9 protein-coding genes and 2 pseudogenes are annotated in these 12287 nt (G+C 59.5%); 5 read left to right on the top strand and 6 right to left on the bottom strand.

Annotation, left to right across the window (positions count from 1 at the left end; translation table 11 throughout):
- Positions 1-19 precede the first annotated feature (19 nt).
- From omp10 to AC13RE_RS07245, 6 genes are all read right to left on the bottom strand, one after another.
- Positions 20-409: an outer membrane lipoprotein Omp10 gene (gene omp10 / locus AC13RE_RS07270; protein WP_015341076.1), complete on the bottom strand. Its 390-nt coding sequence runs from the start codon at positions 407-409 to the stop codon at positions 20-22.
- Between the two features lie 180 nt (positions 410-589).
- The gene (locus AC13RE_RS07265) at positions 590-2041 is read right to left on the bottom strand and encodes a homospermidine synthase (RefSeq protein ID WP_488562431.1); all 1452 of its coding nucleotides are present in this window, start codon (positions 2039-2041) and stop codon (positions 590-592) included.
- 266 nt (positions 2042-2307) lie between these two features.
- Entirely contained in the window at positions 2308-2592 is a 285-nt protein-coding gene (locus tag AC13RE_RS07260) for a YciI family protein (RefSeq protein WP_488562430.1), read from the bottom strand.
- 4 nt (positions 2593-2596) lie between these two features.
- Complete coding sequence (locus tag AC13RE_RS07255; RefSeq protein WP_488562429.1) at positions 2597-3238, bottom strand: aminotransferase class IV family protein; 642 nt, start codon at positions 3236-3238, stop codon at positions 2597-2599.
- Positions 3223-4383, bottom strand: coding sequence for an aminodeoxychorismate synthase component I (locus AC13RE_RS07250; protein WP_488562428.1), 1161 nt, complete (start codon positions 4381-4383; stop codon positions 3223-3225). Before AC13RE_RS07250 ends, AC13RE_RS07255 begins: the two co-directional genes overlap by 16 nt.
- A gap of 275 nt (positions 4384-4658) precedes the next feature.
- Complete coding sequence (locus AC13RE_RS07245) at positions 4659-6503, bottom strand: M3 family oligoendopeptidase (RefSeq protein ID WP_488562427.1); 1845 nt, start codon at positions 6501-6503, stop codon at positions 4659-4661.
- A 220-nt stretch (positions 6504-6723) separates the two neighbouring features.
- Between AC13RE_RS07245 and AC13RE_RS07240 the strand changes: the two are divergent.
- The 5 genes and pseudogenes from AC13RE_RS07240 to AC13RE_RS07220 all read left to right on the top strand — a co-directional run.
- Positions 6724-7975: pseudogene (locus AC13RE_RS07240) on the top strand (sigma-54-dependent transcriptional regulator); the annotation flags it as partial.
- Between the two features lie 104 nt (positions 7976-8079).
- A pseudogene (locus tag AC13RE_RS07235) lies at positions 8080-8292 on the top strand (helix-turn-helix domain-containing protein); the annotation flags it as partial.
- A 175-nt stretch (positions 8293-8467) separates the two neighbouring features.
- Positions 8468-10420 carry a peptidoglycan L,D-endopeptidase MepK gene (locus tag AC13RE_RS07230; RefSeq protein ID WP_488562426.1) on the top strand — a complete coding sequence of 651 codons (1953 nt, stop codon included), beginning with the start codon at positions 8468-8470 and terminating at the stop codon, positions 10418-10420.
- Positions 10421-10699: 279 nt separating this feature from the next.
- Positions 10700-11317, top strand: coding sequence for a hypothetical protein (locus tag AC13RE_RS07225; RefSeq protein ID WP_488562425.1), 618 nt, complete (start codon positions 10700-10702; stop codon positions 11315-11317).
- Between the two features lie 124 nt (positions 11318-11441).
- Positions 11442-12284: a glycosyltransferase family 25 protein gene (locus AC13RE_RS07220; RefSeq protein ID WP_488562424.1), complete on the top strand. Its 843-nt coding sequence runs from the start codon at positions 11442-11444 to the stop codon at positions 12282-12284.
- The last annotated feature ends 3 nt before the right edge of the window (positions 12285-12287 follow it).

The raw sequence follows: 12287 nt of genomic DNA, 5'->3' as shown, positions 1-12287 counted from the left end.
TCCGCCCATCGGGTCTCTATCAGCCCTGCCGATTGAGCGAGAAGTGCCCACCGGTTTCGGAGGTGCAATTGAGCTGGCTGGGATTGGCCAGGAAGCAATTCACCTTTGATGATGTGCGTTTGATGTTCGAATAGAGGTTGATCTGGATCACGCCGGATGGATCGGTCGTATAGGTTCCCGAGGCCATCTGCTGGTTCGTGCCATCAGTGGTATGCGTTTCGAATCGGCCGCCGTTGAAGGTCGAATTCAGGCCGTTCGAATCGGCCCAGCTTCCTTCCACCGAATTCATGCGCGGTTGGGAGCCACCCGGGTTCATCCCCATCGGCGGTGGTCTGGAGCCGCCGAAATCGACGCAGGCAGAGAGGGCCGCGGCGGCAGCAACGAGGGCAAGAACGGTTCTCATCTTCATAAATATCTCCCGCGAATGAAGGCGGTCTAAAGGCGTATCGGTTGCAAGGAAGATGCCGCGACCATCGGGCTAAAGCAAGATGCCCCAGGCGATCTGCTTGATTTATCTGGCTTGCGTAACAAAAATGCCCGCACGACCTGTGCGGGCATTCGGGTCTGGCATCAAGCTGACACTATACCCTCAGCGAACCAGAATGTTCCGGAACTGCCAGGGGTCCTTGGTGTCGATGTCTTCAGGGAAGAGGCCCGGACGGCCGTCGAGCGGGGTCCAGTCGGTGTAGTGACCTTCGACCGGGCCGAGATAGGGCAGCTGTACTTCGAGGCAGCGCTTGTAATCGATTTCGTCGGCTTCCACGATGCCGGCCTTCGGGTTTTCCAACGCCCAAACCATGCCGGCGAGCACGGCTGATGTCACCTGCAGACCGGTGGCGTTCTGGTAGGGAGCGATGCGGCGGGTCTCTTCGAGAGACAGGCGCGAGCCGTACCAGTAGGCATTCTTGGCATGGCCGTAAAGCAGCACGCCGAGTTCGTCGATGCCGTCTTCCAGCTCGTCCTCGTCGAGAACGTGATGGACCGGCTGCGGCGTGCCGCCATTGCCGAACATCTCGTGCAGCGAGAGCACGGCGTCATTGGCTGGATGATAGGCGTAATGGCAGGTCGGGCGGAAAGTGACTTCGCCGTCCTTGTCGCGGACGGTGAAATAGTCGGCGATCGAGATCGACTCGTTATGGGTGACGAGGAAGCCGTATTGCGGGCCGGGGGTCGGGCACCACGTGCGCACACGGGTATTGGCGCCCGGCTGCTCCAGATAGATGGCAGCCTTGCAGCCCTTCTTGTGCTTCTTGGCGTTCTTCGGCATCCATTCTTCGTGGGTGCCCCAGCCGAGTTCGGCCGGCTGCAGACCTTCGGAAATGAAGCCTTCTACGGACCAGGTGTTCCAGAAGACGTTGAGCGGCTTCGGATGCTTGGTGCGCTGCGTGTCGCGCTCGGCGATGTGAACGCCCTTGACGCCGACCTTCTTCATCAGCTTTGCCCAGCCTTCGCGATCGTGCTGATCCGGCTCTTCGAACTTCAGGCCGATATCCTTGGCGAGATTGACGAGCGCCTGCTTGACGAACCAGGAGACCATGCCCGGATTGGCGCCGCAGGTGGAAACGGCCGTCGCGCCGCCCGGGTTCTTTTCCTTCTCCTTGCGCATGGTTTCGCGCAGCGCATAGTTGGTGCGGTCGGCGTTCTTCAGGCCCTTGTCGAAGTAGAAGCCAAGCCAGGGCTCGACGACGGTATCGATATAGAGCACATCGAGCTTGCGGCACAGCTTGACCAGGTCGAGCGAGCCGGTATCGACCGAGAGGTTGACGCAGAAGCCCTGACCGCCGCCTTCCGTGAGAAGCGGCTTCAGGAGGTCCTTGTAATTGTCCTTGGTGACATATTCCTGGATATGGCGGACGCCATGCTTTTCCAGGATCGCCAGGTGCTCGGCATCCATCTGCGGGTCAATGACGACCATCCGGCTCTTGTCGAATTTGAAATGGCGCTCGATCAGGGGCAGGGTGCCACGGCCAATGGAGCCAAAGCCGATCATTACGATCGGACCGGTAATTTCGGCATATACCGGATAGTTGTGTTTCGTCATTCTTTTCTCCTTCGAAGGGCGGGACGCCGTTCGGTTCACGAAATTCAATTAGAGTTTGCGCGAAAGCGCTGGCAGAGTTTGCGCGAAAACGCGAGGTGAGCGGCTCTAATCATAATTTGATGTCACAATAAAGAGCTGTTGAGGGTTAGCCGGGCAAAGTCAAGTGAAGGGCAACATACACGCCATATGCGACGAGTTTGTTGCCCTCAAGGTTGGTTTTCGCTGACATAAGCGGAATGGGGCGGCAGGCAAGCGCTTTCAGCCGCTTAGGCCTTCAGGCCTTCCAACCCGTCGATGACGGTGGTGAGGGCGATTTCCTGGACTTCGTAAATGGCGACACCGTGGATCGTGAAGGGGTCGGCTGCGACATAGGCTTCAAGTTCCGTCCGCTCGCCACGGGCGAAGATGACGCCGCCTGTGCGCGGCACCTTGCGGCCGGAAGCGAGGAACCAGCCCTTGGCATAGCCCTCTTGCACCCAGGCCATATGCGGCTGCATGTGCTTGTCGGCTTCGTCATTGCCCTTGAGGTAGGTGAGCGAGAGAATGAACATGCAATCAATTCCACAGGAGTTGTGCGCGGATCAGGCCGCGCAGGGAGTTTCCGACATAAAGGGGGCGATCGTTCAGGTCGTCGAGCCGGATGCGGCCGACGCGGGCCTTGCGCTGGCAGATGAGTTCGGTGCGCAGGACGCCGGCAAGCAGACCGGCTGATATCGGCGGGGTGCGGAGCAAGTCCGCGCTATCTTCGAGGAAGATCGAGGTGATCGTCCCTTCGCAAACCTCATCCCTCTCATTGAGGAGCAGCACTTCGTCTGCCTCGTCTGGCCGATACTCCGCGCGCGCTGCTTCATAAACAGCGCGGCGAGTGGTCTTGACGCGCAGCAGCTTGTCGGCGGAATCGAGCCGGGTTGTGGCGATGCGCACGCGCCAGACGGTGTCGGGCAGCAGCGGGACAAATGGTGCCGTTGTCACTTCGGTCTGCCCTTCGCGGTCCAGCGTCAGCCGCACTCGCAATGGTGCGGCAGCGCCGGCAACCGCCTGTTCCAGTTTTCCAAGCACGTTCTTCGGGGCTGCAAAGCCTAAACGGCGGGCGGAACGCTGCAGCCGCGCAAGATGCAGGCGCAGGCGCACGAAACCGGTTTCCGGCTCAAAGCGCAGCGTCTCGATGAGGGAAAAATTCTCTACCGGTCGATCCATCTATCCCCCACGGCGAAGCGCGCCTTGAGGAGGCATTCTTCATATTCCGCTTCCGCCGTCGAATCGAAGACGATGCCCCCGCCGACATTGAACACCGCGCGGCCGTCTTCGAAAAGCGTGATCGTGCGGATCGCCACCGAAAAGCGCATGGCGCCACCAGGCGAGATCATGCCGATCGCGCCGCAATAGGCGTCGCGCGGGCCGTCTTCCAGTTCATGCAGGATTTCCATCGCCCGCATTTTCGGCGCACCGGTGATCGAGCCGCAGGGAAAAAGTGCGGTAAGGATATCGCGGATCGATATGCCCGGACGCAGCTTCGCCTGGACATGGCTGACCATCTGATGGAGCGTCGGATAGGTCTCGATTTCGAAGAGCTTCGGCACGTCAAGCGTGCCGACCTCGGTGATGCGCGAGATATCGTTGCGCAGGAGATCGACGATCATACGGTTTTCGGCCTGCGTCTTTTCGTCGGCAAGCATGGCGGCGATGATGCGCTCGTCCTCGGCGGCATTCGCGCCGCGCTTGGCCGTGCCTTTCATCGGATGCGTCTCGATCCAGCCATTTTCGTCCGTACGGAAGAAAAGCTCCGGCGAGCGCGATAGGATGATCGGGCCGCCGAGATCGACCAACGCGCCGTATTTCACCGGCTGCCGTTCGATCAGCGACCAGAAGGCGGCGCGGGGATCACCGTTCCATCGCGCATGGATCGGCATGGTAAGGTTTGCCTGATAGCAGTCGCCAAGGCGCAAATGCTGATGCAGCCTGTCGAAGCGCTCCTGATAGGTGTCGAAATTCCAGGCCGCTTTGGGCTCCGTGAGAAACTCCCGGTTTTCCAGGTGCTGCATCGGTTGGCCGAGCGGATGGCCATCAGCGGCAGGACCGTCGAAAACGCCAAAGCAGAGCAGGGGCGTTTCCCTGTTCTCCTCGGCGAAGGATGTGAGCTTTTCCTCGAAGAGATGGCCGGCTTCATAGGAAATGTATCCCGCCAGCCATTGTCCCTGCCGCTTGGCTTCCTCCATCCGATCGAGGGCATCGAAAAATTGCGCGCGCGTATGGGCGACGATGATCTCTGCCGGTTCGGCAAAGATCAACACCTGTCCTGTGCTGTCGTCCCTGAAGAGGACGTAGGGTATGGCGTCGGCCATGTGCGGGTGTCTATCGGGTCGTTGTTATTTCGATTGTCAGGCTGGGCTACCGTGCGCAGCAACTTGCACCTAGCCCCTCACCCTAGCCCTCTCCCCGCAGGCGGGGAGAGGGGACCGACCCGGCATTTGCCGCACCATTTTGCCCAAATGACGCAAAGGTGCTGCCGCAGCTCCCTCTCCCCGCCGATGCGGGGAGAGGGTCGGGTGAGGGGCCATGCACGAGGTTACGGGCAATGGCAGACGTGCCTGACCTGCTCCTGCGAGCAGACGGAATTTCAGTTCTTATCTAACGCTTCCAACTCATCGATCAGCCCTTCGATCATCGACAGGCCCTTGCTCCAGAACGACGGATCGGTCGCGTCGAGACCAAAAGGCTTCAGAAGCTCAGAATGATGCTTGGTGCCGCCGGCCTTCAGGAGCTCGAAATACTTGTCCTGGAATCCCTTTTCGGCGTTGCGGTAGACGGCATAGAGCGAGTTCACCAGGCAGTCACCGAAGGCATAGGCATAGACGTAGAAGGGCGAATGGATGAAATGAGGGATATAGGCCCAGTAGGTCTCATAGCCTTCGGAAATCTTGATCGCTGGGCCTAGGCTCTCTTCCTGCACGGAGAGCCACAGTTCGCCGATATTGTCCGATGTCAGTTCGCCATTCTTGCGGGCGGTGTGCACCTTGCGCTCGAATTCGTAGAAGGCGATCTGGCGCACGACCGTATTGATCATGTCCTCGACCTTCTGGGCGAGCATGGCCTTGCGTTCGCGCTTGTCGGTAGTCTTGTCGAGGAGCGCGCGGAAGGTCAGCATCTCGCCGAAGACGGATGCGGTTTCCGCCAATGTCAGCGGCGTCTGGCACATCAGCGCCCCCTGGCCGCCGGCCAGCACCTGATGCACGCCGTGGCCGAGCTCATGCGCCAGCGTCATGACATCGCGCGGCTTGCCCATATAGTTGACGAGGACATAGGGATGGGCCGACGGCACAGTCGGATGCGCGAACGCACCAGGCGCCTTGCCCGGACGCACCGGCGCGTCGATCCATTCCTCATCGAAAAAGCGCTTGGCGATCGCAGCCATTTCGGGCGCGAAATTGCCATAGGCGGAAAGAACCGTGTCCTTCGCATCGGTCCAGGGGATCAGCGCATTTGGCGTTTCCGGCAGCGGCGCATTGCGGTCCCAGAAGTTCATCTGCTCCATGCCGAGCCATTTGGCTTTCATCTTGTAATAACGATGCGACAGGCGCGGATAGGCGTCGCGCACGGCGGCTGCCAAGGCATCGACGACCTCGCGCTCGACGCGGTTGGCGAGATGCCTGCCATCGGCAATATCCTCGAAACCGCGCCAGCGGTCGGAAATTTCCTTATCCTTGGCGAGCGTATTGGTGATCAGCGTGAAGATGCGCAGGTTCGCCTTGAAGGTTTCGGCAAGCGCCATGGCCGCCTTGCGGCGCACTTCGGGGTCCTGCTCCTGCAGCATGTTCAAGGCCACTTCCAACGGCTGCTTCTCGCCGTCGATCTCGAAGCGCAGTTCTGCCATCGTCTCGTCGAATAGTCGGTTGAAGGCGGCAGCGCTCGTCATCGACTTTTCCAGGAACAACTGTTCGAGCTTGTCGTCGAGCTGATGCGGCTTATCCTTGCGCAGATCGACGATCCATGGACGGTAGTGACCGGCGGTGGTGTCGTTCGCCATGCAGGCATCCATGACTGCGTCGTCGATGCGGTTCAATTCCAGCGGAAAGAACAGCAGGTGTGCGGCGTAGTCCGTCAGCTTTGCCTGGACGTCGCCATAGAGCTTGCCGTTGGCCGGATCGGTGGTGTTGGAGAAATAGGTGAGCCCGGCATAGGAGCCGAGGCGGCCCATGATATCGTCAAGCGCCTCATACTCCTTGATGGCGGCGCCGATGCCGGCATCACCCGATTTGGCGGCGGCTTCGGTCAGCTTGCCTTTCCACTTTTCCTCGAAGGCAATGGCCATCTTGCCGGCCTTTTCTATGTCTCCAAGAAATTCCGGCGAGGTCGCGGACGGATAGAGATCGCTGAGCTTCCAGGCAGGCAGCTCGCCAAGCGCCTGGCCGGCGGCCGAGCTTGCGGAGAAGTTAAGAGAGTGGCGGAGCGAGGTCGGGCTCATGGGCGAAATTTCCTCTGCTTTTATCTTTCGGATCGTCCGATCCATTCGTGTCTAGTGGGCTGGAAAGGCCACCGCAAGGCCTGATTTTCCAGCGCCGGCCGTTGATTCATAAGCGATTTTATATTCGTCATAATGATTAAAATGCGATGGTTTGGCAAAACTTCATGTTCAAGCCTTTCTGCGAATGTCCGCGTCAGGTTTCGCATGAAGTGAGGCACCAATGACCGTTTACAATAGCGCCAAGGGAGGCGCGCAGATTCTCGTTGTTGAGGATGATCCGATTCAACGCCGTCTGCTGAAGAATGCCATCGAGCGGCACGGACACGTTGCCCATTTGGCAGAAAATGGCCGTCTCGGCCTGGAGTTTCTGAAGCGTGGCCACGATCAGATTAATGTGATCGTGCTCGATCTCATGATGCCGGAAATGAACGGCATCGAGTTCCTGGGCGCTCTGAACGATATGGGCATCGACCTGCCCGTCATCGTGCAGACCGGGCAGGGCGGAATCGATACCGTGGTGCAGGCCATGCGCGCCGGCGCCTTCGATTTCGTCGTCAAGCCTGTGTCGCCGGAGCGTATCGCTGCGTCGATCGCCAACGCCCTGAAGCTCGACCAGCGCGAGGCGAAGGCCCGTGCCGGGCGCAAGTCGCGCTCGAGCAGCATCTCCTTCGACGACATCGTCTCGGCAAGTCCGGCGATGATGCGCGTGATCGATCTCGCTCATCGGGCGGCGCAATCGAGCATTCCGGTGGTGCTGGAAGGCGAATCGGGCGTCGGCAAGGAACTGGTGGCTCGCGCCATCCAGGCCGCCAGCGATCGTGCCGGCAAGCCGTTCGTGATCGTCAATTGCGGTGCGATCCCGCACAATCTCGTCGAAAGTATCCTTTTCGGACACGAGAAGGGCGCATTCACCGGTGCGACCGAACGCCATGTCGGCAAGTTCATGGAAGCCGATGGCGGCACGCTGTTCCTCGACGAAATCGGCGATCTGCCGCTGGAAGTCCAGGTCAAGCTTTTGCGCGCCGTGCAGCAGGGCGAAATCGAGACCGTCGGCGCGCGTGTCGCGCAGAAGGTCAATGTCCGGCTGATCTCGGCCACCAACAAGGATCTGATCGAAGAGGTCAAGGCAGGACGATTCCGCGAGGATCTTTACTATCGCCTCAATGTCTTCCCGATTACGATGCCGGCCCTGCGCCGCCGCAAGGAGGACATCCCGCATCTGGCGCGCGCTTTTGCCGACCGGTTTGCACTGGAACAGAAGCTCGATCGCCCGCTTGGTATCAGCAATGATGCTCTAGCCTTGCTGACGGCCTATGACTGGCCGGGTAATATCCGCCAGCTCGAAAACGCGATCTTCCGCGCGGTCGTTCTGTCCGAAGGACCGGAATTGCTCGATACGGATTTTCCGCAGATCGCCGCGCAGCTGCCGGGTTATTTCGCCGTCGAGCATCCGACTTTGGTTGTGGATAATTCGCATGCCTCGTCGGCTGAACTTCTGGCGGCTGAAAGAAGCGAACGGATCCCTTACGGGGTTTCACAGGCATCGCCTGCAACTCCTCCGCTTGCTTCCGCCGATGCTTCCGACAACGTCATCGTCAGCACTAACACCTTGGGCGACGTAAGAAAACTGGCGGACGTAGAGGAAGAATTGATCCGATTCGCCCTTAAATTCTATCGCGGGCAGATGAGTCAGGTGGCGAGAAAGCTCGGGATCGGGCGCTCAACTCTCTACCGTAAGTTGAAAGACTATGGCATCGATCCGGATGATCCGCAAAAAAGCGCGGCATGAGAAAAAGCTTAACGTTTAGGCAAGCATATTTTGTTACCCGTCGTAAAGCACTTGTTAGTGCATCGTTCACCATGTATGAAGGGGGCGACCATGTGTGGCATTTTTGCCATCGTGTCACCGCAATTGACAGCCATTTGGAACACGATGCGACATTGTCTGTCGGACGGGGATCGAATTGCCGAATTTGAGTGCAAATACCAAGCCTAATAGCTTGAGCTGGCATTCTGCGTGCTCTAACCTATTTAGCAAGGTGGCCAAGGTAGCAGCCGTTGGCCTCCTTGCTTTGGCCGTTTCTACTCCTGTTTTCGTCGGTACTCCCTCGCAGGCTGGTGGTGAAACCCGCAGCTTGAAGATCTATTATGTCCACACCGGCGAAAAGGCCGTCATTACCTACAAGCGTAATGGCAGGTTCGATCCGGACGGCTTGGAGAAGCTGAACCGCATCCTGCGCGATTGGCGCAAGAATCAGCCCACCAAGATGAACCCGCGCCTGTTCGATCTGATCTGGGAGGCCTACCGCGAAAGCGGTTCACACGAATTCATCTATGTGATCTGCGGGTTCCGTTCGCCTGGCACCAACGAGATGCTGCGCACGCGCTCGGCCCACACCGGCGTTGCCAAGAAGAGCCAGCACATGCTCGGCAACGCGATGGATTTCTATCTTCCGGACGTTAAGCTTTCCAAGCTGCGCGAAATCGGCATGAAGCTGCAGGTCGGTGGCGTCGGCTATTATCCGACTTCGGGTTCGCCTTTCGTCCATATGGACGTCGGCGGCGTGCGTGCATGGCCGCGCATGGATCGCCAGGATCTCGTCCGCCTCTTCCCGGATGGCAAGACGATGCATATTCCGGCCGACGGCCGGCCGCTGCCGGGCTACCAGCAGGCAGTCGCCGATTACAAGCGCCGCATGTCGTCCGACGATATCCAGATCGCCAGCTCCTCTTCGTCGCGCCGCGGCTTCTTTGCCCGTCTGTTCGGGGGCGGTGGTGCGGATGAGGAAGAGGATAATGCGGATACCGGCACAGCGGCTGCACCGGTGGCTGTCGCTTCGGCTGCTCGCAAAGGCCAGCCCGCTCCAGCCGCCAGCGATGATGGTGACGATGGCGCCGCTCCAGCTCCGGCCCAGGTTCAGGTCGCCAGCGTAAACGCACCCGTTCCGCAGGTTCGCCCGGCATTCGGCAATCAGCCTGCCGGCAGCGATGTTGCTTCCGCTCTCGTTTCGCCGTCTCGCAACGCTGCTCAGGATGCGCTTGCCGCCGCCATGCCGGATACGGGAGATCAGCCGCAATATGCCGATCTTCGCTCCTATCATGTGCCGGTGCCGTCCTTGCTTGACCGCCGCTCACCCGGCGATGCCGAAGTGGCATCGGCCGAGGCTGACATGAAAGGCCAGTTGGCTGCCGTTCCGGTGCCGGCGCAGCGTCCGGAATTGGCCGAAAGCCTGCTGGCATCAGCCGATGCGGATCAGGAGGCTGCCGACGACCAAGCCGATGCAGGCGCACTTTCGCCTTCGGTCATTGCGGCTCTGGAGCAGAGCCGTCCAGATCGATCGGATGGCAACAATGCGGTTGCGATGACCCAACCGTCGAACAACGTCGCGTCTAAGGATCAGCTGCCCGCGGCAGACAATGGTCTGGCTGCGGGTAACGATGCAGCGCAGGCAATTGCCTCCGTCCTGCCGCAGCAGAGACCGACCCAGCAAATGCCGATGCAGGTGGCCGCACTCGCGCCGGTTCGCGGTGAGGTGAAGGCCAGCAGCCGTCGCTTCAACGACGGGTTCGAGCCGACAACGCCGCAGGAACGGCCGATTGCCGCTGGCATTGCGACCAAGGGCGGCCGGCCGAACAAGCAGGATGCCGTCGTGGCCGATTCGGGCCGTGCAACTGTGACAACTGCGCCGACGCTGACGGATAAGATGATCTCGCAATGGGCGATTGCAAAGGCCCGGGTCGAGATCGTGAACCGCCCGGTCAAGGCGCCGCGCTTCGTGAGCCCGACGCTTCGTGCCCAGCCGACTGCCGTTTACACGGATGGCTTCAAGGTGCAGACCGCGTCGATCGATCCCGAACGCTTCAGCGGAAGTGCAGTGAATTTCCTTCAGGTGAAGAAGTTCAACTCGGTCGAATAGACCAGACAAACCGTCATCACTTCGGGAGCCCGTTTGGGCTCCCTTTTGATTCAGCAGGATACTAAGCCTTTGCGCTCAAGATCGGATTTGCGTGTTCGTAGGGCACATGCAAATCTAAGCTGAAGTATGGTATTCGGGCGCTGCTGTTGCGTGCGGGTGACATCGCGATGGCTTTCAGGTTCGTGTCAGCATTTATGCATCCTTCCCCTCATCCGTCTTCAGTTTGGCTTCATTTGGCTTCGTTAGGTCGGCGATTTCAGACCTGATGGATACTCATATTTGACCCGTAAGACGGCAATCATCATCGGCAATGGCAAGCTGCATCGCGACCTTTCCGAGGTCGTGGACAATGCGGAATTCGCAATGCGCTTCAACGAGCCGAAAGCCTCGATCGGGATGAGCGGCTCACGCACTGATATTCTCATGCTTGCAGCTTCCAGCAAGCCGATGCAGCGCCGATTGACGGACCCGGCCTTTCTGACAAGCCCGACTTTTACGGCCGCCAGAGAGGTCGTGCTGGCCTATCATCCCGATATCATCCGCAAATATCACCCCAAGCCCAATCTTCTCTCGCGCCTCAAAGGCAGGAGAAGCGATTGGACGATGCGGACGATCGAATTGGTCGGCGCCGCCGGCAAGGAAATCCGCATCATGCCGCCGCAGTTCTACATCGAGGGCTGCGAGGAACTCGGCGTGAGCCAATGCCGCATGCACCAGCTCTTTCCGAGCACCGGCTTCTTCGGCATCCGATATGTGCTGTCGCGATTGCCTGCCGACGAGTGGGAGGTGAAGCTGTGCGGTTTCAGCTGGGAAGGGTGGAAACGCCATGCCTGGCTGGATGAACGCCGTTGGGTTGAAGACAAAATGGCGAGCGGCCGCATCAGCATGCTCGTTTAGCCTTCTTTCAGTTGTTCAGACCAGTTGAAAACAACCGTTTTCAGTTTGGCCTCAGGTTTGCCTAAGCTCGCTTTCATTCAGGGTTGCTAGAGCCTCGCGAAATATGACCTCGAGGTATCCATTCATGCAAGCCCACGAATTCAACCCGTCTTCGGCGATGCCGCTCGAAAGATCTCACACGGGATTCGAGTTCGCTCCTGCGTCCAATTCGGTCGGTACCGTTCTGGACGCGCCCGGCCAACCCGTCATTCGTGGCTTCATCATCCATCTCGCTCGCGCCCGCGATCGCATGCCGCAGGTCGAAAGGCTTGCTGCAAAGCTTCCGGTGCAAAGCGAGATCATCGAGGCAGTCGATGGCCGCGCTCTGGGTGTCGCTGAGATCGACAATGTCTACCGTCCTCGGCTGCAGAAGCCATATTATCCGTTTGCCATGAGCACCGGCGAGATCGCCTGCTTTCTGTCGCACCGTAAGGCTTGGGCCGCCATCGTCGAGCAGGGCATCGATGCCGGCCTTGTTTTCGAGGACGATGTCGAGATCGACGATGCGTTCCATGCCGCTTTTGCCGCCGCCAAGGCCTGCCTGAAGCCAGGTTCTTTCATTCGCTTCCCGTTTCGCATGGGCAAGGAGCATGGCAGATGTGTTCTCTCCCAGGGGGAGGCCGATGTCATTCAGCCGACGCGGATCGGGCTTGGCATGGTGGCGCAGCTTGTCAGCCGCGATGCTGCCATCCGCCTGCTGGAGGCGACCTCCGTCTTCGATCGACCCGTCGATACCACCATGCAGATGAGCTGGTTTACTCGCGTGTCGCCGCTTTCGGTCTTGCCCGGCGGCGTGCGTGAAATCTCTCCCCAGCTCGGCGGCAGCACGATCAAAAGCCGCAAGACAGTAATGGAAACGCTCTCCAGAGAGGTGTTGCGGCCACTCTATCGTGCCAAGATCGCGCTTCGCTCGCGCCGCATCATCTGAGAT

It is taken from the genome of Martinezella sp. CNPSo 3959 (assembly GCF_057784355.1).
The sequence above is the reverse complement of the archived record's forward strand: the minus strand, read 5'-3'. Positions and strand labels throughout refer to the sequence as shown.